Annotated in this window: 19 protein-coding genes; 4 read left to right on the plus strand and 15 right to left on the minus strand. The window is 67.0% G+C overall.

Going from position 1 to position 20,744, the window contains the following annotated elements; all coding sequences use genetic code 11:
* Positions 1–51 precede the first annotated feature (51 nt).
* From IPJ87_17530 to IPJ87_17580, 11 genes are all read right to left on the minus strand, one after another.
* Positions 52–567 carry a dihydrofolate reductase gene (locus IPJ87_17530; protein ID MBK7943647.1) on the minus strand — a complete coding sequence of 172 codons (516 nt, stop codon included), beginning with the start codon at positions 565–567 and terminating at the stop codon, positions 52–54.
* Complete coding sequence (locus tag IPJ87_17535) at positions 564–1,358, minus strand: thymidylate synthase (GenBank protein MBK7943648.1); 795 nt, start codon at positions 1,356–1,358, stop codon at positions 564–566. The genes IPJ87_17530 and IPJ87_17535 overlap by 4 nt, the downstream gene beginning before the upstream one ends.
* Before the next feature lie 43 nt (positions 1,359–1,401).
* Positions 1,402–2,898, minus strand: coding sequence for a chloride channel protein (locus IPJ87_17540; GenBank protein ID MBK7943649.1), 1,497 nt, complete (start codon positions 2,896–2,898; stop codon positions 1,402–1,404).
* 79 nt (positions 2,899–2,977) lie between these two features.
* Positions 2,978–4,594, minus strand: coding sequence for a hypothetical protein (locus tag IPJ87_17545; GenBank protein MBK7943650.1), 1,617 nt, complete (start codon positions 4,592–4,594; stop codon positions 2,978–2,980).
* A 40-nt stretch (positions 4,595–4,634) separates the two neighbouring features.
* A complete protein-coding gene (locus IPJ87_17550) occupies positions 4,635–6,032 on the minus strand; it encodes a Na+ dependent nucleoside transporter (GenBank protein MBK7943651.1) in 1,398 nt (465 codons plus the stop codon).
* Between the two features lie 14 nt (positions 6,033–6,046).
* Positions 6,047–7,114, minus strand: coding sequence for a flippase-like domain-containing protein (locus IPJ87_17555; GenBank protein MBK7943652.1), 1,068 nt, complete (start codon positions 7,112–7,114; stop codon positions 6,047–6,049).
* Positions 7,115–7,144: 30 nt separating this feature from the next.
* The gene (locus tag IPJ87_17560; protein ID MBK7943653.1) at positions 7,145–7,285 is read right to left on the minus strand and encodes a hypothetical protein; all 141 of its coding nucleotides are present in this window, start codon (positions 7,283–7,285) and stop codon (positions 7,145–7,147) included.
* Between the two features lie 12 nt (positions 7,286–7,297).
* On the minus strand, positions 7,298–8,836 hold the full coding sequence (locus IPJ87_17565; protein ID MBK7943654.1) for a sodium-dependent transporter: 1,539 nt from the start codon (positions 8,834–8,836) through the stop codon (positions 7,298–7,300).
* A 103-nt stretch (positions 8,837–8,939) separates the two neighbouring features.
* Positions 8,940–9,533, minus strand: a complete 594-nt coding sequence (locus IPJ87_17570) for a bifunctional nuclease family protein (GenBank protein MBK7943655.1) — start codon at positions 9,531–9,533, stop codon at positions 8,940–8,942.
* A gap of 69 nt (positions 9,534–9,602) precedes the next feature.
* Positions 9,603–10,541: an electron transfer flavoprotein subunit alpha/FixB family protein gene (locus IPJ87_17575; GenBank protein ID MBK7943656.1), complete on the minus strand. Its 939-nt coding sequence runs from the start codon at positions 10,539–10,541 to the stop codon at positions 9,603–9,605.
* A gap of 89 nt (positions 10,542–10,630) precedes the next feature.
* Positions 10,631–11,374: an electron transfer flavoprotein subunit beta/FixA family protein gene (locus IPJ87_17580; GenBank protein ID MBK7943657.1), complete on the minus strand. Its 744-nt coding sequence runs from the start codon at positions 11,372–11,374 to the stop codon at positions 10,631–10,633.
* A gap of 119 nt (positions 11,375–11,493) precedes the next feature.
* Here IPJ87_17580 and IPJ87_17585 point away from each other — a divergent pair, with 119 nt between their 5' ends.
* The 3 genes from IPJ87_17585 (at position 11,494) to IPJ87_17595 (ending at position 16,400) form a co-directional block, all read left to right on the plus strand.
* A complete protein-coding gene (locus IPJ87_17585; protein MBK7943658.1) occupies positions 11,494–12,858 on the plus strand; it encodes a LamG domain-containing protein in 1,365 nt (454 codons plus the stop codon).
* A 47-nt stretch (positions 12,859–12,905) separates the two neighbouring features.
* On the plus strand, positions 12,906–13,889 hold the full coding sequence (locus tag IPJ87_17590; protein ID MBK7943659.1) for a pyruvate dehydrogenase complex E1 component subunit beta: 984 nt from the start codon (positions 12,906–12,908) through the stop codon (positions 13,887–13,889).
* A 261-nt stretch (positions 13,890–14,150) separates the two neighbouring features.
* Positions 14,151–16,400 carry a sodium-translocating pyrophosphatase gene (locus IPJ87_17595; protein MBK7943660.1) on the plus strand — a complete coding sequence of 750 codons (2,250 nt, stop codon included), beginning with the start codon at positions 14,151–14,153 and terminating at the stop codon, positions 16,398–16,400.
* An 81-nt stretch (positions 16,401–16,481) separates the two neighbouring features.
* Here the strand turns inward: IPJ87_17595 and IPJ87_17600 are convergent, their stop codons facing one another.
* The 4 genes from IPJ87_17600 to IPJ87_17615 form a co-directional block, all read right to left on the minus strand.
* On the minus strand, positions 16,482–16,700 hold the full coding sequence (locus IPJ87_17600; GenBank protein ID MBK7943661.1) for a hypothetical protein: 219 nt from the start codon (positions 16,698–16,700) through the stop codon (positions 16,482–16,484).
* Between the two features lie 2 nt (positions 16,701–16,702).
* Positions 16,703–17,404 carry a deoxynucleoside kinase gene (locus IPJ87_17605; GenBank protein ID MBK7943662.1) on the minus strand — a complete coding sequence of 234 codons (702 nt, stop codon included), beginning with the start codon at positions 17,402–17,404 and terminating at the stop codon, positions 16,703–16,705.
* A gap of 69 nt (positions 17,405–17,473) precedes the next feature.
* Positions 17,474–18,283: a hypothetical protein gene (locus IPJ87_17610; protein MBK7943663.1), complete on the minus strand. Its 810-nt coding sequence runs from the start codon at positions 18,281–18,283 to the stop codon at positions 17,474–17,476.
* Positions 18,283–19,794 (minus strand): GH3 auxin-responsive promoter family protein, encoded by a 1,512-nt coding sequence (locus tag IPJ87_17615; GenBank protein MBK7943664.1) that lies wholly within the window; start codon positions 19,792–19,794, stop codon positions 18,283–18,285. Before IPJ87_17615 ends, IPJ87_17610 begins: the two co-directional genes overlap by 1 nt.
* 67 nt (positions 19,795–19,861) lie before the next feature.
* Here IPJ87_17615 and IPJ87_17620 point away from each other — a divergent pair, with 67 nt between their 5' ends.
* Positions 19,862–20,674 (plus strand): DUF2797 domain-containing protein, encoded by an 813-nt coding sequence (locus tag IPJ87_17620; protein ID MBK7943665.1) that lies wholly within the window; start codon positions 19,862–19,864, stop codon positions 20,672–20,674.
* The last annotated feature ends 70 nt before the right edge of the window (positions 20,675–20,744 follow it).

Genomic DNA, 20,744 nt, shown 5'->3' on the forward strand with positions numbered 1-20,744 from the left:
TGTGGTTGGTTCGTCCTTAGGACGGTATAACGGGATCTTGGTTTGATCCGTTCATGCCGGCTGTTCTTCCCGCTCGAGCCGCAGGAAGGTGAAGGGGTGGGCATGGTGGTGGTCGGCCGGGTGCTCCTCCCGCCATACCTCGCGCCAGCCAGCGTCCAACATGGGGAAATGGGTATCGCCCTCGATCTCGGCATGCACCCGGGTGAGGTAGATGCGGTGCACCAGTTCCTTGGCCAGGGCCTCGCGGTACAGCTGGCCACCGCCGATGATGAAGGCCTCGGGTTCGCCCAACGCGCGTGCATGGTCCAGTGCGGCCTCCAGGCTGTCCACCACCACGGCGCCGGGCGCGTTGTAGGCGGGGTTGCGGGTCACCACGATGTTGGTGCGGTGCTTCAGGGGGCGGTAGCGCACGGGGATGCTCTCCCAGTTCAGGCGTCCGGTGATGACACAGTGGCCGCGCGTGGTGCGCTGGAAGAAGGCCATGTCATCCGGCAGGTGCCAGGGCAGGTCACCATCCCGGCCGATGACCCCGTTCGCGCTGACGGCGGCGATGGCGCTGACGATCATACGGCGACCTCGGCCTTGATGTGCGGGTGCGGGTCGTAGTCCTTCAGCGTGAAGTGCTCGAAGCGGAAGGCGAAGAGGTCGGTCACGGCGGGGTCCAGCTCCATGCGGGGCAGGGCGCGCGGTTCGCGTGAGAGCTGCAGCCGGGCCTGTTCCAGGTGGTTGGTGTAGAGGTGCACGTCGCCGAAGCTGTGCACGAACTCGCCGGGCTTCAGCCCGCACACCTGCGCTACCATCAGGGTGAGCAGGGCATAGCTGGCGATGTTGAAGGGCACACCGAGGAAGACGTCGGCACTGCGCTGGTAGAGCTGGCAGCTGAGGCGGCCTTCGGCCACATAGAACTGGAACATGGTGTGGCAGGGCGGAAGGGCCATGCGGTCAACGTCGGCAGGGTTCCAGGCGGTGACGATCAGTCGGCGGCTGTCGGGGTTGCGCTTGATCTGCTCCACCACGTTGGCGATCTGGTCGATCACACGGCCATCGGGCGTATGCCAGCTGCGCCACTGGTAGCCGTACACCGGTCCGAGGTCGCCGTTGGCATCGGCCCATTCGTCCCAGATGCGCACCCCGTTGTCGCGCAGGTACTGCACGTTGGTGTCGCCGGCCAGGAACCAGAGCAGTTCGTGGATGATGCTTTTGACGTGCAGCTTCTTGGTGGTGACGAGGGGGAAGCCGTCGGCGAGGTCGAAGCGCATCTGGTGGCCGAAGCAACTGAGGGTGCCGGTGCCGGTGCGGTCGTGCTTCCCGACGCCGTGGTCCAGGATGCGCTGCAGGAGATCGTGGTAGGGCTTCATCGGGTCATGGACGGCTGGGCCGGTGGTCCGGGTCGCCGCGAAGTTAGCCCAGGCCATAGCCCGGTGTGGGCGACGGGGGCTCTTCGTCATGCGGGTCGTGCTCCGGCGGCCGTTTGGAGCCGTTGCGCGCGGGCCGGTCGCCGACCGGTTCCCTTCCGCTGTTGCCGGGAAGGGCGGCCAGCAGGCGCAGCTTCATGCGTTCGTAGTAGCTGCGCTTGTCGATGCCGTGGCTGATCAGGTAGGCCACCATGGCCGCGTACATCAGTTGGAAGATCACGCTGTGGCGGTCGGTCATCTCCAGCACCAGGATGGCGCTGGTGAACGGTGAGCGGGACACACCGGTGAGGAAGGCGGTCATGCCGGCGAGCACCAGCACGTTGAACTCGCCGCGGCTGGGCTCGAACCACTGGGCGATCCAGCCGCCCACGGCCGCGCCACTGGCCAGGCTGGGGGCGAAGATGCCTCCGGCACCGCCCGCGCTGAAGCTGAACAGGGGACCGAGGATGCGGGCCGCGATGTCGCGCCAGCCGGGATCCACCGTGGCATCGAAGAGGTAGCTCTCCAGCAGGTGCTTGCCGCTGCCCAGGGCGAAGGTGCCGGTGAGCTTCACGGTGACGGCGAAGGCCAGTGCGCAGCCCACGGCGAAGAAGGCCTGGGCGATGTTGCCCTTGAGGGTGCGTCGCCATTTGTCGAGCAGCAGCACCGCCTTGCAGAAGAGGGCACCGGCGGCACCGGCGCACAGGCCGATGGCGAGCACCTTGTACATGAAGCTGAAGCCGACGGGCTCCAGCTTGGGATAGCCCAGGAAGAGGTAGGGGCCGAGCAGGAGCTGGGCCGTCATGCCGGCCAGGATCACGGCGGTGAGGACGGCGGTGCGGAACTGGGCGATGTGGGTGCGGGTGAGCTCCTCCACGGCGAAGACGATGCCGCCGAGCGGGGTGTTGAAGGCGGCGCTGAGACCGGCGGCACCGCCGGTCACCATCATCACCTTGCGGCTCACCTGGGGCCAGAAGGGGGGCAGCAGCTTGTGCACGGTGCGGTACACGCTGCCGGCGATCTGCAGGGTGGGCCCCTCGCGGCCCACGGCGCCGCCGCCCACCACCATGGCCAGGCTGCTGGCGATCTTCACCAGGATGATCCGCACGTTGAGGAAGCGCCAGCTGCGGTCCGTGGCCTTGTCGTTGGCCACCTCGATGGCGGCCATGAGCTGCGGGATGCCGCTGCCGCCCGCCATCGGCGCGAAGCGCCGCACCAGCCACCAGCTGAGCAGGAAGGCCAGCGGGGCGCTGACGAAGATCCAATCGGGGTGGAGGCCGATGACCCAGGCGTGGACCTCCTCCACCAGTCCGAAGAGCTTCGCGTAGCCCACGGCGATGAGGGCGGTGATCACCGCGGCCACCTGGTAGGGCAGCGTCAGGAGCGTGAGCTCCTTCATGCGGCTGTTCATCACCTTGCGGCCCAGCCAGGCGAGGGCCGAGGTCACCTGCCGCTGCAGGCGCTCGATCAGGCGGGACGGGGCCGGGGGCGGTGTGGGCGGCACGGGGCAAAGTTGCCCTGCCGATCCGCCGCGCCGGTCCTGTGCGCCGGTGCGCTACCAACAACGCGGCATGGACAGCGGCTCACTCGGCGCCCACGCGCTCCAGGTCCACCAGCACATAGCGGTAGGTGGTGCCCCGGTCATAGGCCTTCAGCAGGGCCTGCGCACCGGAGGAGTTGAACACGGCGGTCATCGGGCAGGCCACCAGGCCGCCCTCGGGCATCCACGCCGTGCCCTGGCGCGCCACCTGCCCGGCGCGGTCGATGCGCATGGTCTTCAGCACGCCGGGTTCGGCCAGCGGCGCCTTGCCGTCGCCTTCGCCGCCGCTGGCCAGGATGCCCGCAAGGCCCTTGGGGGTGTGGCCGTAGAGCAGAGTGAGCCCGTCGTTGTCCATCCGGAGGCCGGCCGTCTCGTAGGCCTGCCCGGCAGTGGTGAGGTAGGCCCGGTCGATGGTGCGTTGCCAGCGCACGGTGTCGGTGGCATCCAGGTAGCTGGCGCGCAGCATGCCGCAGAAGTGGCGCATGGCGATGGCGTCGCCCACCGGCAGCTGGAACTCGTTGTCGACGAAGGCTTCCACCAGCACGGTGCCGCCGTCCCACGCGGGCAGCAGGGTCACCACCTCGTCAGGCAGCTTGGCCCGCACGGAGGCCGCTTTGTTCGGGTCCCCGTCCACGCTGCCGAAGCCGGTGAGCTTCACCTTGCGCACGCCGGCCAGGCGTTGATCCACCAGCGGGGTGGGCTTCAGCTTGGGGTCCTGCGGATCGAAGGTGACCACCTGGCCGGGGATGCCCGTGAGGGCGCCGTAGCGCAGGGCCAGGGTGATGCGGCCGTCGGGGCGTTCGCAGAAGCGGGCGGTGCTCACGAAGTCCTTGTCCACGAGCACATCCTTCACGGTGCGGCCCTTGTCGCTGATGGTGGTGAAGTGCAGCTCGTGGCAGTTCTTGTCGCCCATCTGGGCCTGTTCACAGCGGAACACGTAGACGAGCAGCAGCACGCGGCCATCGTTGGTGAGCTGCATCTGGTGGATGCGGGCCTGCCCGGCGGGCCAGGGCAGGGTGGCCAGCGCGCTCCATTCCTCGCGCAGGTCGCGGTCCAGGCAGGTCATCCATAGCTGCTTGCCGTCCTTGCCCTTGCTGTCGTACATGTTCAGCAGGTGTCGGCCGCCGTCCGGCGAGGTCAACAGGCGTTCGGTGTAGGCGCTGGTGAGGCCGAGGCTGAAGAGGATGGGATCGGGCAGCGGACGCCGCGCCAGGCTGCTGGCGGCATCCACGGCCCAGGCATGGCCGAAGGAGGCGATGCGGCGGAAGCCGGAGAGCGCGAGCGGCGAACCTCCCACGGTGGCCAGGCCGAGGTCGGCGCCCTTTTTGCCCGGGCTCACCAGCAGGACGTCCATCGCGTCACCGCGCAGAAGCGGCATCACGCCGTTCCACTTCACACCGTCCAGCAGCACGTCCTTCAGCACCACCTCCTCGGCGGGCTTCAGCTGGGCGTCCAGCCGCACCACTTTGTGCGCGGGCCCTTCCTCCACGTAGAGCAGGGCGCGGCCATCGGCGGGCAGCAGCCCGTCCACCACGGCGTGCTGGTCGCCCTGGGCGTTCTTGAAGCTGCGGGTGAAGGGTTCGCCGACGCGTGCGGCGGGCTGACCGTGCGCGGCGGAGGTGAGCAAGGCCGTGGCGACCAGGAGGAGGAGGCGGGTCATGGGCAATGGACGAAGGCGGGGGCGATGGGTGGCCGCGGGATCAGATCATCATGCCCACGATGGTGGCGCTGAGCAGGCTGGCCAGGGTGCCGCCGAGCAGGGCGCGGAAGCCGAATTCGCTGAGCCATTGGCGTCGGCCGGGCGCCAGCGAGCCGATGCCGCCGATCTGGATGCCGATGCTGGCGAAGTTGGCGAAGCCGCACAGCATGTAGGTGGCCATCACGATGCTGCGTTGGTAGGCGAACGCGCCGGTCGATTTCAGTTGGGCAAGGCTCTCGTAACCGACGAACTCACTGGCGATGAGCTTCTCCCCCACCAGCCGTCCGGTCAGGGTGATGTCCTCCCCGGCCACGCCCATCAGCCACATCAGCGGGGCGAAGGTGTAGCCGAGGATGAACTCCAGGGAGAGCGACCTGAAGTTGCCGTGCGACACGGAGGCGACCCAGGTGTTGAGGCCGGTGGCATCGCCGATGCGCAGGAACACATAGTTGAACAGGGCGATGAACGAGAAGAACACCAGCAGCATGGCGGCCACGTTGGCGGCGAGCTTCAGGCCCTCGGTGGTGCCGTTGGCCATGGCGTCGAGGAAGTTGCTGCCCACCTGGTCCATGCCCACGCGCAGCTCGGAGTCGAAGGCCTCGGTCTGCGGATAGAGGACCTTCGCCACCACCACGGCGCCGGGTGCGGCCATCACGCTGGCGGTGAGCAGGTGCTTGGCGAAGAAGAGCCGCTGCACGGGGTCATCGCCGCCCAGGAAGCCCACATAGGCCGCCAGCACGCCGCCCGCCACGGTGGCCATGCCGGCCACCATCACCAGGAAGATCTCCGAGCGGTTCATCTTGTCCAGATAGGCCTTCACCATCAGGGGGGCTTCGGTCTGACCCAGGAAGATGTTGCCCGCGGTGCTCAGGCTCTCCGCGCCGCTGAGCTTCATGCTCTTGTTGAGCGCCCAGGCCAGGGCGTACACCACCTTCTGGATGATGCCCAGGTAGAACAGCACGCTGGTGAGCGCGCTGAAGAAGATGATGGTGGGCAGGATCTGCAGGGCGAAGATGAAGCCGAAGCTCTGCACGTCCATCAGGTCGCGGAAGAGGAAGGTGCTGCCGGCCTTGGTGAAGTCGAGGACCTTCACGAACATGCGGCCCACGATGTCGAAGCCGGCCTGCACGAAGGGCACGTAGAGCACGCCGAGGGCCAGCACGAGCTGGAAGGCGAGGCCGATGCCGACCACCTTCCAGTTGACGTGAGCACGCCGCGCGCTGAAGGCCCAGGCGATGGCGATGAGGGCGGCCATGCCGAGCAGGCCGCGGCCGATGCCCATGGCGCTGGGCCCGGTGAGCGGTGCGGGCCCTCCGCTCTGCGCGGCCAGGGGCAGGGCGGTGATCAGCAGGAGCACGGTCACGGCCAGGAGGCGTGCGGGGGAGAGGGAGCGGATCATGGGTCGGGAGGTGGTCATGCGCCTTTGCCCAGGTGCAGCAGGTTGCGGCGGATCCAGCGCGGCAGCAGGATGGCGCCGGCCAGGATGTAGGGGTAGTAGCTGATGAGGCGCCACAGCAGGGCCAGCGCGGGGGCCAGGCCGAGCGGGATGAACATGCCCAGCAGGTCGTTGAAGAGGAACTCCGCCAGTCCGCTGCCGCCGGGGGTGGGGCTCACCAGCACGAGGATGCCCATGATCACCTGCTTGCCGAAGAGCAGCAGGTCGTCCACCGGCTGGCCGTCGCGGAAGGCATGCACCAGGCAGTTGACGATGCTGTAGCGGGCGGTCCAGCTGGCGAAGGTGGCCAGCAGGGCGGGCCACCAGTAGCTCCAGCGCTTGCTGCGCAGGCCGGTGGCGGCGGTGATCAGCTGGTCGCCGGTGGTGACCGCATTGCGGCGCCAGCGCTTCAGGACGGGGATGCTGAAGAGGCCCACCAGCCAGCGCTTCACGATCACCGGGTTGATGAAGAGGGCGTAGGCCACGAAGAGCTTGTAGGCCAGGATGATGATGTACACCGCCCAGAAGGCCACGAACACGCTGCTGCCCCAGAGGCTGGAGCCCACGCCCACGCCGCTGAAGAGCGCGTCCTGCCCCAGCAGCAGCACCATCAACGGCGCCATCACCGCCAGGAAGATCCCGTCCAGGAAGCTGGTGAAGGTGATGACGGTGATGCTGCGACCGGCGTCGACGCCCTCGCGGTTGAGGATGAAGATGGCGAAGAGGAAGCCACCACCGATGAGCCCGGGGGCCAGCGCCGAGCTGAACTCCCAGAGCATGATCACCACGAAGCTGCGCCACCAGGTGAGGGAACGCTCGGTGAGGTGTCGGATCCGCACCATGTACGCGTAGTCGCGCACCACCACACTGCCGAAGGCCAGGCCGATCCACAGCGTGCTGGCCCAGGTCCAATGCACGCCATCGAGGGCGCTGAGGTCGCTGCCGCGGAAGATGAGCACGGCCGTGATGCCCAGGCCGATGAAGACCGGCAGCAGCACCTTGCCCAGGCTGAAGGAGCGGAGGAAGGAGCGGACGTCGTCCGACATGCGGTGGGCTTGGGGACGGCGATGGTCGGCCTACGGCTCGGGGTCGTTGTCGCTGAAGCTGTCCGGCTCGGGCTTGGGAGGCGTGGTCAGCACGCGGTAGAAGAAGTACAGCGTGAAGCCTGTGACGGTGAGCACGGAGGACAGCATCAGCACAAGGGCGGAGGTGTTCATGGTGCGTGCGGATCAGACCATCCCGTGGGCGTGGCGTTTGCGTTTCAGGTAGGCCTTGCGCACCAGCAGGGCGATGCCCAGGTACAGGGCCAGCAACAACAGGCGCGAGGCATGAAGGTAAGGGCTGGCCGGGGCGGTGATCTTCTCCCAGATACCGGGCAGGGAGGCCAGGAAGACCACGGCCAGGATCACGGGGGTGATGTACTTGATGATGAACCGGTAGATGGTCGGTGGGCGCAGGTCGGCACCGAGGTTGATCTCCGCCCAGCCCTTGTCCATGCCGAACACCCAGGCGAAGAGGATCACCTCGAAGAGGGCGAACACCACCAGGCTCACGGTGCCGGCCCAATAGTCGTACTCGTCGAACACGCCATGGTGGAAGAAGAGCACCGTGGGCAGCCCGAGCACCAGCACCACCAGGCCGAACATCCAGGCCGAGGGTCCACGTTTCCAGCCGAACTCGTCCTGCAGGAAGCCCATCACCGGTGTGCCCATGGCCAGGCTGCTGGTGATGCCGGCGAAGAACAGCAGGCCGAACCAGCACACCCCGGCGATCGCCGACAACCAGGGCCCCCACTGCGTGAACAGGTAGGGCAACGTCTTGAAGCCGAGGCCCAGGCCACCGGTGGCGGTGAGCTCCTTCACCTTGTCGATGCCCAGGTAGCCGATGGCGATGGGGATGATGATGGCGCCGCCGAGCACCACCTCCACGAACTCGTTCATCCACCCGGCGCTCATGGCGTTCAGGGCGATGTCGTCCTTCTTGCGGACGTAGCTGGCGTAGCACTGGATGCTGCCCATGCCCACGCTGAGGGTGAAGAAGATCTGCCCCGCGGCGGCGAGCCACACGCTGGGTTTCCAGATGCTGCCGTAGTCCGGCGTCCATAGGAAGTTGAGGCCCACGGTGCCGTCGTGGATCGCACCATGCTCACCGGCCTTCAGGGTCACGCCGCGGATGGCGAGGAACAGGCCGAAGAGGATCAGGAGCGGCATGCCCACCTTGGCCGCTTTCTCCACACCGCCGCTCAGCCCCCTGCTCAGGATCCACGTGTTCAGCAGCAGGCAGAGCAGCCAGAACCAGATGGCCTCGTAGGGGATGCCCGTGGTGCTGACGCCGATGTCGATGTAGCTGCTGAAGAAGGCCGCGACCCCATCAGCGCCCATGTCCAGGAAGGTGCCGGAGATGCTGTGCCAGATGTAGCTCAGCGTCCAGCTCTCCAGATAGCAGTAGTAGGCCGCCACGGCGATGTTGGTGAAGATGCCGAACACGCCCACATACTTCCACAGAGCCCGCTTGGGGTCCATGTTGTGCAGGATGAACGGTGTGCTGTGGTGGCCCGAACGCCCGCCGAAGCGCCCCATGCTCCACTCGATCCACAGCAGCGGAATGCCCATCAGCAGGAAGCAGACCAGGTAGGGGATGATGAAGGCACCCCCGCCGTTCTGGATGGCCTGCACCGGGAAGCGGAGGAAGTTGCCCAGCCCCACGGCGTTGCCCGCCATGGCCAGGATGAGCCCCACGCGCGATCCCCACGATTCGGTCTTGGACATGCGGTCGTGTTTCGTGGGCGACAAGATAGAAGTTCGGTCGAACGGCGGACGGTGCCGGCCGGAGGCCGATCACGCGGCCCCGGCGCCTTCGTCCGCTCTTGGTCTAGTTGGTCTGCTCGCGCCGCTTGATCTCGTCGCGGATCTTGCTGGCGCGCTCGTAGTCCTCGTCGTGCAGCGCCTTCTCGAGCAGTTCCTTCAGCTCCTCGATGCTGCTGCCCTTGATGCCCTTGGCGGGTTTGCCGCGCTCCACGGGTTCGGCCGCGCCTTCCTCCTTGCCCTCTTCGCCCTCCTCCACCTTCAGCCCGGCCGCGCCCATGATGAACTCGTAGGTGTGGATGGGGCATTGGAAGCGCAGCGCCAGCGCGATGGCGTCGCTGCTGCGGGCGTCGATCTCCACTTCGTGCCCGTTCTGCTCCAGCACCAGCTTGGCGTGGAAGATGCCCTCCACCAGGTCGTTGATGATCACCTCCTTGAGACCCACCCCGAGGGTGTCGCTCAGGTTCTTGAACAGATCGTGCGTGAGGGGACGCGCCGGCTTGATGTTCTCCACCTGGATGGCGATGGCCTGGGCCTCCACCCCGCCGATGATGATGGGCAGGCGGCGTTCGCCGTGGGCCTCCGCCAGAATGAGCGCGTAGGCACCGGCGTGCGTGTGGCTGTACGTGATGCGCAGGAACTTCAGCTCGACCTTGTCCATCCTCTCCGTGCGGGGCCGTGAAGATAGGCAGCGGCCGCGAGTTGCTCGCCGTGCCGGATGTCCGGTGCGTTACCGCTCGGCGTTCAGCTTCTTCGCTGCGGCGATCAGTTGGGGCAGCACCTCGAAGGCATCGCCCACGATCCCGTAGTCCGCGGCCTTGAAGAAGGGCGCCTCGGGGTCCTTGTTGATCACGCAGATCACCTTGCTCTGGTTCACCCCGGCCAGGTGCTGGATGGCGCCGCTGATGCCGATGGCGATGTAGAGGTTCGGGCGGATGGCCACCCCGGTCTGTCCCACGTGCTCGTGGTGCGGGCGCCAGTGATCGTCGGCCACCGGACGGCTGCAGGCGGTGGCGGCGCCCAGTTCGCGGGCCAGCTCCTCGATGGGCCCCCAGTTCTCCGCGCCCTTCATGCCGCGGCCGCCGCTCACCACGCGCTCGGCCTCGGGCAGGGGGATGCCGGCTCCGGCCTTCCGAAGCTCCTTCACGGTCACGCGCGAAGTGCCGAGGTCACCGGCGAACTCCTCCACCGATGCAGGGGCGCCGCCCGTGGTGATGGGCACGCTGTTGGGGCTGAGGCTCACCACGCGCATGGGGCTGCTCACCTCCACGAAGGCGCGGGCCTTGCCGCTGAACACGTTGCGGCGGAAGCGGCCGCCCTCGGGCAGGCCGGTGGCACCGGCCACATGGCCGGCCTTCAGCCGCGCCGCGACGCGCGGAGCCACGGCCTTGCCGGTGGCGTCGGACACGCACACGATGGTGGTGGCACCGGTCGCCTCGACCACGGAGCTGACCAGCTTGGTGAGCTGCTGGCTGTCCACGGTCTTCACAGCACGGGCCACCACCACCTTGGCCGCGCCGTTGGCGCCCAGGGCCTCGAGCCCCTGCGCATCGCCGAAGGTGACGGCGGTCACGGGGCCGCCGGCCAGCTGGCTGGCGTAGGTCACGGCCTCCTGGGCCGCCTTGGGGAGCTTCTCACCCCGGGTGTCGATGAAGACGATGGTGCTCATCTGGGTTCTTCGTATGGAGGGCCTGCCACAGGGGCCGGCTTCAAGTTCATTTCTTCAGTTGCGCTCTGCGCCTTTGCGGCCTCGTTCGCTCAGATCACCTTGGCTTCGGTGTGCAGCAGTTCGATCAGGGTGCCGGCCTGGTCGGCGGGGATGAGCTTCACCGCGCCCTTGGCCGGCGGCAGCTCGAAGCGCACCGTGGCGGCCAAGGGCCCCTGCCCGGAGGCGGGCACCACCTGCAGCGGCTTGGTGCGGGCGGCCATGATGCCGCGCATGTTGGGGATGCGCTGCTCGGCCATGCCCTTGGCGGCCCCCAGCACACAGGGCAGGGCCACCTCCAGCACTTCCACGCCGCTGGGCACATCGCGCTCCATGGTGGCGGTGGTGCCGCTGACGTCCAGTTTGCTCACGAGGGGTACATAGGGCAGGTCCAGCAGTTCGGCCAGCATGGCGCCCACCTGGCCGCCATTGTGGTCGATGGTCTCCTTGCCGGCCAGGATCAGGGTGAAGCCCTTGTCCTTGGCGTAGGCGGCCACTTCAGCGGCCACCTGGAAGGCGTCCTCCGGCCGGGCGTCCACGCGCACGGCCTCATCGGCGCCGATGGCCAGGGCCTTGCGGATGGTGGCCTCGGTGTCGGCCGGGCCCACGGTGATGGTGGTGACGCTGCCGGCCCCTGCAGCCTCCTTCAGTTCCAAGGCACGGACAAGGGCATACCACTCATCGTAGGGGTTCACGATGAAGGTGACGCCGTTGCCGTCGTACTGGGTGTTGTCCGCCGTGAAGGCGATGCGCGCCGTGGTGTCGGGCACCTGGCTGATCAGGACGAGGATCTTCATGGTCGGGGAACGTTGCCGCAGCGGGATGGTTCGTGGGGTCCGGCAGCGGGGCGCGAAAATAAGGGGTGGTCCGATAGCCCAAGGGGCGGTTACCTTACCGCCTCCTGATCCCGAACCTCATGCGAACCCTCTGCCTATCCGCGATCGCCCTGTGCCTGCCCCTGCTGGCGCCGGCCCAACTGTTCGTGAACAACGCCCTCGACCTGGACGGGCTCGACGACCAGGCCCAGCTGGCCAATGCCTCCGCGTTGGTGGCCGGCGCCCCGGGCATGACGCTGGCCTGCCGGGTGAAGCCGCGCAACACGGCGCCCGCCTTCCCCGACCTGGACGGCTTCTGCGGCATCCGCAACAACGTGGACGCCGATCTTTATTTCATCCAGGTGGGGCCGCAGGCGCTGGAAGGGCGCTTCCGCAACAGCGTCGGCACTGACTTCACCATCACCGCGCCGGTGCTGGAGGTGGGAGCGTGGCAGTCCCTCGCGCTCACCTACGACGGCGACACGCTGCGCATGTACCACGACGGCGTTGAGGTCGGCAGCATCGCTGCTTCGGGCACCATCACCAACACGGTTGAACCGCTCCACTTGGGCACCCTGCCGTTCCAGTTCACCGACTTTCTGCTCAATGGCGTGCTGGATGAGGTGATGCTCTGGGAGCGGGCGCTCTCCGCCGACGAGGTGCGCTGTTTGGTCAGCGGCGTCATCGATGGCGGCGACCTGACCTTGAAGGTGCATTTCGACATGGACCAAGGCACGCCCGGAGGCAACAACACGGCCATCACGGCGGCGATCGATGTGGTGGCCGGGGCCCAGGCGCCGCTCACGGGCTTCGCGCTCAACGGGCCGGGAAGCAACTTCGTGGCCGGCGCGGAATGGGGCTATGTCCAGGAGCTCACCCTGTGCCAGGGCGAGACCTTCGACTTCGGTGGAACGCTGATCGATACGGCCGGCACCTGGGTGAACGCGCTGCAGGGGGCCATTTGCGACAGTCTGATCACCCTCATCGTCGACCTGACCCCGGTGAACGTTACAGTGGTGCAGTTGAACGCGAACCTCTTCGCACAGGCCACCAACGCCACCTTCCAGTGGCTCGACTGCGGCAACGGGTTCGCGCAGATCCCGGGGGCGGTGGGGGCCCAGTTCACCGCCACGGCCAACGGCCAGTTCGCGGTGGAGGTGACGCAGAGCGGATGCACGGACACCTCGGCCTGCTTCACGGTCACGGGCGTGGGCATCGGGGAGCAGGCGGTGCCAGGAGGCCTGCGGTTGGAAGGCGACCCGGCGTCCGGCCAGCTAGTGGTGCTCAACGGCCGGTCGGGCACGGCGGCGTTCCGGCTGGTGGATGCCGCGGGCCGGGTCCTGAGGCAGGGGCGGCTCGCCGGCACGCGCACCGTGGTCCCGGTGGAGGGCCTGGCCACCGGACCGTATGTGCTCGTGGTGGAGCTGCCGGAACGACCGGTGGCCCTGCGCTTCACCCGGCCCTGACCGACGCCTGCCCGCGCCACCTACTTTTGGGGCCCATTTCCACGCCCATGCGCACCATTCAGTACCGCGAGGCCCTCAACGAGGCGATGTCCGAGGAGATGCGCCGTGACCCGTCCGTCTTCCTCATGGGCGAGGAGGTGGCCGAGTACGACGGCGCCTACAAGGTGAGCAAGGGCATGCTCGCGGAGTTCGGTCCGCAGCGGATCATCGACACGCCCATCAGCGAACTGGGCTTCACGGCCATCGGCGTGGGCGCCGCCATGAACGGCCTGCGTCCCATCGTGGAGTTCATGACCTGGAACTTCGCCATCCTGGCCAGTGACCAGATCATCAACCACGCGGCCAAGATGCTGCAGATGAGCGGTGGCCAGTTCCACATCCCCATCGTGTTCCGTGGGGGCAACGGCAGCGCCGGTCAGCTGGCCGCCACCCACAGCCAGAGCTTCGAGGCCTTCTACGCCAACATCCCCGGCCTCAAGGTGGTGACGCCCAGCAACCCCTACGATGCCAAGGGCCTGCTCAAGAGCGCCATCCGCGACGATGATCCCGTGCTGGTGATGGAGAGCGAGCGCATGTACGGCGACAAGGGCGAGATCCCCGACGGCGAGTACCTCGTGCCCATCGGCCTGGCCCACGTGGCGCGCAAGGGGACCGACGTCACCATCGTGAGCTTCGGCAAGATGATGAAGGTGGCTCTGGCCGCTGCGGAAGAGCTGCAGAAGGAGGGGGTGAACGCCGAGGTCATCGACCTGCGCACCATCCGCCCGCTGGATACCGCCACCATCCTGGCCAGCGTGAAGAAGACCAACCGCCTGGTGGTGGTCGACGAGAACTTCCCGATGGTGAGCATCGCCAGCGAGGTGGCCTACCGCGTGCAGAAGGACGCCTTCGACTTCCTCGACGCGCCCGTGCTCCGCATCAACCAGGCCGACACCCCGCTGCCCTTCAGCCCGCCGCTGATCGAGGCCAGCCTCCCCAACCCCACCCGCGTCATCGCCGCCGTGAAGGAGGTGATGTACCTGCGGAAGTGAGGGGAGCGGCGAGCAGCGAGTGCCCGCGCACAGGACCTGCGTACTGAGTGGCGAGTGGCTGCGCGCAAGACCATACGCGCCGAGTGGCGAGTGAATGCCGCCCGGACCGACCACGGTCGTGGTGCTGGGATTCACTCGCCACTCGTTCCTCGCCACTCACCGCTCAGCACTCCGTCAGGACTTTTCTATTTTCGCGGCCCTCTTCCGTCCGATGGGGGTGGAAGGCGCTGAAGGACAAGACCATACACAACACAGAACGAGATGGGAGTTGAACTGATGTATTACCTGCCCGTGCTGGGCGTGGTGGGCCTGGTGGTCATGGTGGCCAAGGCCATGTGGGTGAGCAAGCAGGACGCCGGCGATGCCAACATGCAGGAGCTGGCCGGCTACATCGCCAAGGGGGCCAGCGCCTTCCTGAAGGCCGAGTGGAGGGTCCTCATCATTTTCGCAGCGATCGCGGCAGTCCTTCTCGCGTGGAGCGCCGAGCTTGAACGGGTACAGGACCACACCGACTGGGTGATCGCCGTCGCCTTTCTGATCGGGGCCTTCTTCAGCGCGTTCGCGGGCTGGATCGGGATGAACATCGCCACCAAGGCCAACGTGCGCACCACACAGGCGGCCCGCACCAGTTTGGCCAAGGGCCTGCAGGTGAGCTTCAACGGAGGTACGGTGATGGGCCTTGGGGTGAGCGGCCTGGCCGTGGTGGGCCTCAGCGTGCTCTTCATCGTGTTCTACAAGATGTATGTCAACGGCGCCAGCCCCAATGGCGAGGAGATGATGAAGGCCCTCGAGGTGCTCGCGGGCTTCAGCCTGGGTGCCGAGAGCATCGCGCTCTTCGCCCGCGTGGGCGGTGGCATCTACACCAAGGCCGCCGATGTGGGCGCCGACCTGGTGGGCAAGGTGGAGGCCGGCATCCCCGAGGACGATCCGCGCAACCCCGCCACCGTGGCCGACAACGTGGGCGACAACGTGGGCGATGTGGCCGGCATGGGCGCCGACCTCTTCGGCAGTTACGTGGCCACCATCCTCAGCACCATGGTGCTGGGCCGCGAGGTGGTGAGCGCCGACAACTTCGGTGGCATGGCCCCGATCCTGCTGCCCATCCTCATCGCCGGCCTCGGCATCCTGTTCAGCATCATCGGCACCTTCTTCGTACGCATCAGCAAGGACACGGACAGCGTGATGGCCGCCCTCAACAAGGGCAACATCGGCTCCATCCTTCTTACGGCCATCGCCAGCTTCTTCGTCATCGGCTGGATGCTGCCGGAGACCATGACCTTCCAGCGCGGCGAGGTGGTGCTGCAGATCGAGCGCATGAACGTGTTCTATGCCATCGTGCTCGGCCTGGTGGTGGGCTTCCTGATGAGTTACATCACCGAGTACTACACGGCCATGGGCCGCAAGCCGGTGGACAGCATCGTGCAGAAGAGCGGCACGGGGCACGCCACCAACGTCATCGGCGGTCTGGCGGTGGGCATGGAAAGCACCTTCCTGCCGATCCTCGTGCTGGCCGCGGGCATCTTCGGCGCGTTCCAGCTGGCCGGTCTCTACGGGGTGGCCATCGCCGCTGCGGGCATGATGGCCACCACCGCCATGCAGCTCGCGATCGACGCCTTCGGTCCCATCAGCGACAACGCGGGCGGCATCGCCGAGATGAGCGGCCTGCCCAAGGAGGTGCGTGAGCGCACCGACATCCTCGACGCCACCGGCAACACCACGGCCGCCACGGGCAAGGGCTTCGCCATCGCCTCGGCCGCCCTCACCGCCCTGGCGCTCTTCGCCGCCTATGTGGGCCTCGCCGGCATCACGGCCATCGACATCTACAAGGCCGATGTGCTGGCCATGCTCTTCGTGGGCGGCATGATCCCCTTCCTGTTCAGCAGCATGGCCATCAGCGCGGTGGGCAAGGCGGCCATGGACATGGTGAAGGAAGTGCGCCGTCAGTTCCGGGAGATCCCCGGCATCATGGAAGGCAAGGCCAAGCCCGAGTACGAGAAGTGCGTGGCCATCAGCACCCAGGCCTCGATCCGCGAGATGATCCTGCCCGGCGCCCTGGCGCTGCTCAGCCCGGTGATCGTCGGTTTCGCCTTCGGCCCCGAGGCGCTCGGCGGCCTGCTGGCCGGCATCACCGTCAGCGGGGTGCTCATGGGCATCTTCCAGAACAACGCGGGCGGTGCGTGGGACAACGCCAAGAAGAGCTTCGAGAAGGGTGTGCTGATCGACGGGCAGACCTACAAGAAGGGCAGCGACCCCCACAAGGCGGCCGTGACCGGCGACACCGTGGGCGACCCCTTCAAGGACACCAGCGGCCCCTCGATGAACATCCTCATCAAGCTGACCTCGATCGTAGCGCTGATCATCGCGCCGCACATCGCGGAGACCGGTCATCACGCTGCCACACCGGCGCCGGTGATGCAGAACATGCCGGCCGGCAGCAGCGATGCCAGCCTGCCCGAGGCGCCTGCGACGGACCGCGTGACCGCCGCATTGGACCTCGGCGACCGGTTCTGAACGAGGGGCCCCGAACGGAGAACGCCGCGCTCTTGAGCGCGGCGTTCTCCGTTGATAGCAGCATGTGCTCCGAACGCCTGTTCAGGTGATCAGTGCAACGGCCGCAACGAGAAGTAGCAGGACCAACGCACCCACCCGCCTGTTCCAGCTACCGCGTAATGCTGAGCGGTAGGTCAGCTTGGGGATGAGCAGGCTACGCACCCAAGCACCCAGCCTGCGCACCAGGCCCAGCAGTCCTTCCAAAGCACCCTGTGCGAACACTTCCGCGATGAACTCCGCGATCGCTTCGCCAACGGGCATTCTCAGCGCTTTTTCGCGGTCGCCTTGGCCGGCGCTTTGGTGGTTGCCTTCGCGGGTTTGGCGTGGCCGTTGGTGGAGGGTGTCTCCGTCGGGAACAGGCCGTGGATCTCCGCGTCGATGGACTGGATGATCCTGCCCAGGTCGTCGGGCTTCACGTGGAACGCATTGTCGTCCACATCGATGATGAGCAGTTTGCCCTTGTCGTAGGTGCTGATCCAGGCCTCGTAGCGCTCGTTGAGGCGCTTGAGGTAGTCGATGCTGATGCCGTTCTCGTACTCCCGGCCGCGCTCGGCGATCTGCTTCACCAGGTTGGGCACGCTGGCGCGCAGATAGATCAGCAGGTCGGGCGGCATGATCGCGCTGTCCATGTTCTGGAACAGGCGGAAGTAGTTCTCGAAATCGCGCGTGGTCATCAGCCCCATCGCGTGCAGGTTGGGAGCGAAGATGAAGGCGTCCTCGTAGATGGTGCGGTCCTGGATGACGCTGCGCCCGCTGCGGCGGATCTCCAGCAACTGCTCGAACCTGCTGTTGAGGAAGAAGATCTGGAGGTTGAAGCTCCAGCGCTGCATGTCCTTGTAGAAGTCGAAGAGGTACGGGTTGTTGTCCACGGCCTCCTGCAGCTGGTCCCACTTGTAGTGCTTGGCCAGGAGCTGTGTGAGGGTGGTCTTGCCTGAACCGATGTTGCCGGCGATCGCGATGTGCATGGTGGCGGTGCTGAAGCGGGATGGCGAAGATATCCGCCGCCCGACGCGCCGTGCGCCGTTGTGGAAAAGTCAGGGCGAAGGCAGCCGGGCGATGACGATGCGGTCGGGCAGGAGCAGCATCATGCGGCCCTGCTCCACGCGGGCGTCGCGCAGCACCTCGCCCTCGCGCAGTGCAGGGAGCGGCAGGGGCGAACTGTCCAGTGCACGCAGGTCGAACCGCTCGAACCGTCCCTCGCGCACCAGGTACAGCGAACGGTGGCGCACCTCGAACCGTTCCACCCCGGTGAGGGGTATGGTGCGGGCGTAGGTGCCGAAGATGTCGAACACCAGGATGCCATGCTTCGGCGAGTTCACGTACAGCCAGTTGTCCAGTTCCTGCATCTGCACGGGCTCGGGGGTGAGGCCGATGAGCTGGTCGATGCGGCCGGTGGCCGCCACCGGCCGCAGTTGCGCGTCCACGCGGATCAGCTCACCCTCGCGCTGGTCGAAGAACCAGAAGTGGTTCTGCACGCTGGCGCAGGCCAGCACCACCTGCGGGAAACCGCTGCGCGGCAGGTTGATCACGCTGCCCTGCAGGCTGAGGGTGTTGTCCAGCATGGCCAACTGACCCTGTTCGGCGCTGAAGAGCAGGGGCTTCAGGCTGTAGAACGCATCGAGGACGGCGATGCGGCCGAAGGTCTTCACGCTGTTGCGCAGCCAGCTCTCCCCGCGCGGGTTGAACAGGGCGAGCTCGTCGCCGCGTAGGGCATACACGTTGCCCAGCTCATCGGTGGTGAAGGCGTCGTAGCGCCCCTCGATCACCGCCTCCACCACGGGCAGGCTCTGGGGTGTGACCTGCAGTGCGGCCAAAAGGGCGAAGGCGGAAATGGTGCGCAGCATCACGGCACCGCTTGTGGCAACAACTGTTCCAGATAGCTGCGGTCGTTGGCCAGGCGCGGCACCTTGTGCTGGCCACCGAGCTTGCCGCGCTGCTTCATCCATTCGTGGAAGGTGCCCGACGGCACGGCATGCACCAGGGGCCGGGCAAGGATGCGATCCCCGGTGCGCTTGGCATCGTAGTCCGAGTTCACCTCACGCAGCGTGCCGTCCATGATGGCGGTGAACGCGTGAAGGTCCTGCGGCGCGCGCTCGAACTCGATGAGCCACTCGTGCCCCCCGCGTCCGGTCGCGCTCTGGTAGATGGGCCCGGCGGTGTACTCGCGCACCACGGCGCCGTGCGCACGGCAGGCGGCCTCGATGGCCCGATCGGCGTTCTCCACGATGAGCTCCTCGCCGAAGGCGTTGATGAAGCTGCGGGTGCGACCGCTCACCTGGATGCGGTAGGGGCGCACGCTGGTGAAGCGCACGGTGTCGCCGGGCACGTAACGCCAGAGGCCGGCATTGGTGCTCGCCACCAGGGCGTACTGCCGCCCGACCTCCACCTCGTGCAGCAGCTTGGTCTCCGGCCGTTCGCGCCCCACCTGGTCCAGCGGCATGAACTCGAAGAAGATGCCGTAGTCCAGCATCAGGAGCAGGTCGTCCGCACCGTGCCGGTCCTGGATGGCGAAATAGCCCTCGCTGGCGTTGTAGCTCTCCAGGTAGTTCATGGTGGGTGAGGGGAACAACGCGGCGAACTGGTCGCGGTAAGGCCGGAAGCTCACCCCACCGTGCATGAACAGTTCCAGGTTGGGCCACACCTCCAGCATGTGGCTCTTGCCGGTGAGCTCCAGGATCCGGCGCAGGATCACCAGGGTCCAGCTGGGCACACCGGCGATGCAGCGCACATCCTCGCGCATGGTCTCGCGCGCCATCTGCTCGATCTTCTCCTCCCACTTGTCCAACAGCGCCACCTCGATCGCGGGTGTGCGCCGGAACTCCACCCAGATGGGCAGGTTGCGGATGATGATGGCCGACAGGTCGCCGGCATAGGCGTCCGGTCGCAGCCGTTCGATGGTGCTGCTGCCGCCCACCACCATGCTCATGCCCATGAACAGCTTGCTCTGCGGGAACTGCTCGTAGTGGAGCGCGATCAGGTCCTTGCCGCCCTTGTAGTGGCAGTCCTCCAGCGCTTCGCGCGTCACGGGGATGAACTTGCTGCGGTCCTGCGTGGTGCCGCTGCTCTTGGCGAACCACTTCACGTCCGTGGGCCAGAGCAGGTTCTGCTCGCCCTGCCGCATGCGCTCCACATAGGGACGCACGTCGTTGTAGTCCTGCAGGGGCACCCGCTCGCGGAACACATCGGGGTCGCGCACGCTGCCGTATTCATGGCGCTTGCCCCATTCGGTATGGCGGGCGCTGCGCACCAGGTGGTGGAACACCTCCAGCTGGGCCTCGTGCGGGTTGTCGCGGAAGAGGTTGATCTGCTGCAACCGCTTCTTGATCAGGAACGAGAACAGCGCGTTGACGGGCATGTCGGGGTCGGGTGGGGACCGTTGGCGCGGCTATCTTGTGCCGAAAAGGTAAGGACCCGCCGCCGACATGCACGCCGGACCCCTCCGCAAGCTCAGCGCCGCCTTGGTCACCGGCACCTCCCCGCACACCGGCGAGGTGCGCTACGCCATGCGCTTGGACGGGTCCACGGTGGACCTCAACGCGCGTGTGGGAACCCCGCTGACGGTACGCGCCACGGGCGCCAAGACCTGTGTGGTCTGCGGGCGGAGCGTGACGAAGTTCTTCGGCCAGGGCTTCTGCTTCCCCTGCTTCCGCGATGCGCCGGAGGCTTCCGAGTGCATCGTCCGGCCCGAACTGTGCCGGGCCCATCTGGGCGAGGGGCGCGACCCGGCATGGGAGCGCGAACATCACGATCAGGAGCACATCGTCTACCTCAGCTGGACCGGCGGGGTGAAGGTGGGCGTCACCCGCAGCACGCAGGTGCCGGTGCGTTGGATCGACCAGGGCGCGGTGCTGGCCCTGCCCATCGCGCGCACGCCCTACCGCCAGCTCGCAGGCCTGATCGAAGTGGCCCTCAAGCGCGTGCTCGCGGACCGCACGGACTGGCGGGCCATGCTGCGCCCGATGGATCCCGCGCCCGATGCGCTGATCGCCGAACGGCCCCGGGCCTTGGGCGCCTTGCCGCAGGAGTTGATGGCACACGCCCTGCCCGATGACGCGGTGTGGGTGCTGCGCTATCCCGTGGACCACCTGCCGCCCAAGGTGAAGAGCATCAACCTGGACAAGGAAGCGGAGGTATCGGGTACGCTGGCCGCCATCAAGGGCCAATACCTGGTGTGGGCGGACGGCCGTGTGCTCAACGTCCGGAACCACAGCGGGTTCCACGTCGAACTGGTCTGAGGACCGGATTTTTTTTCCTGCGCACTGCAACCTGCCGCCCGGGGTCGCCGTACCAACCTCAGGTTTTGGT

It is taken from the genome of Flavobacteriales bacterium (assembly GCA_016713875.1).
Taxonomy (GTDB): Bacteria; Bacteroidota; Bacteroidia; order Flavobacteriales_F; family PHOS-HE28; genus PHOS-HE28.

Excerpts from the sequence above, each read along its gene's own strand:
- IPJ87_17600 (MBK7943661.1), bottom strand. The coding sequence starts at position 16,700 with ATGCCCGTTGGCGAAGCGATCGCGGAGTTCATCGCGGAAGTGTTCGCA.
- IPJ87_17565 (MBK7943654.1), bottom strand. The coding sequence starts at position 8,836 with ATGTCCAAGACCGAATCGTGGGGATCGCGCGTGGGGCTCATCCTGGCC.
- IPJ87_17535 (MBK7943648.1), bottom strand. The coding sequence starts at position 1,358 with ATGAAGCCCTACCACGATCTCCTGCAGCGCATCCTGGACCACGGCGTC.
- IPJ87_17560 (MBK7943653.1), bottom strand. The coding sequence starts at position 7,285 with ATGAACACCTCCGCCCTTGTGCTGATGCTGTCCTCCGTGCTCACCGTC.
- IPJ87_17550 (MBK7943651.1), bottom strand. The coding sequence starts at position 6,032 with ATGATCCGCTCCCTCTCCCCCGCACGCCTCCTGGCCGTGACCGTGCTC.
- IPJ87_17530 (MBK7943647.1), bottom strand. The coding sequence starts at position 567 with ATGATCGTCAGCGCCATCGCCGCCGTCAGCGCGAACGGGGTCATCGGC.
- IPJ87_17610 (MBK7943663.1), bottom strand. The coding sequence starts at position 18,283 with ATGCTGCGCACCATTTCCGCCTTCGCCCTTTTGGCCGCACTGCAGGTC.
- IPJ87_17555 (MBK7943652.1), bottom strand. The coding sequence starts at position 7,114 with ATGTCGGACGACGTCCGCTCCTTCCTCCGCTCCTTCAGCCTGGGCAAG.
- IPJ87_17580 (MBK7943657.1), bottom strand. The coding sequence starts at position 11,374 with ATGAAGATCCTCGTCCTGATCAGCCAGGTGCCCGACACCACGGCGCGC.
- IPJ87_17605 (MBK7943662.1), bottom strand. The coding sequence starts at position 17,404 with ATGCACATCGCGATCGCCGGCAACATCGGTTCAGGCAAGACCACCCTC.
- IPJ87_17570 (MBK7943655.1), bottom strand. The coding sequence starts at position 9,533 with ATGGACAAGGTCGAGCTGAAGTTCCTGCGCATCACGTACAGCCACACG.
- IPJ87_17545 (MBK7943650.1), bottom strand. The coding sequence starts at position 4,594 with ATGACCCGCCTCCTCCTCCTGGTCGCCACGGCCTTGCTCACCTCCGCC.
- IPJ87_17595 (MBK7943660.1), top strand. The coding sequence starts at position 14,151 with ATGGGAGTTGAACTGATGTATTACCTGCCCGTGCTGGGCGTGGTGGGC.
- IPJ87_17575 (MBK7943656.1), bottom strand. The coding sequence starts at position 10,541 with ATGAGCACCATCGTCTTCATCGACACCCGGGGTGAGAAGCTCCCCAAG.
- IPJ87_17590 (MBK7943659.1), top strand. The coding sequence starts at position 12,906 with ATGCGCACCATTCAGTACCGCGAGGCCCTCAACGAGGCGATGTCCGAG.
- IPJ87_17585 (MBK7943658.1), top strand. The coding sequence starts at position 11,494 with ATGCGAACCCTCTGCCTATCCGCGATCGCCCTGTGCCTGCCCCTGCTG.
- IPJ87_17620 (MBK7943665.1), top strand. The coding sequence starts at position 19,862 with ATGCACGCCGGACCCCTCCGCAAGCTCAGCGCCGCCTTGGTCACCGGC.
- IPJ87_17615 (MBK7943664.1), bottom strand. The coding sequence starts at position 19,794 with ATGCCCGTCAACGCGCTGTTCTCGTTCCTGATCAAGAAGCGGTTGCAG.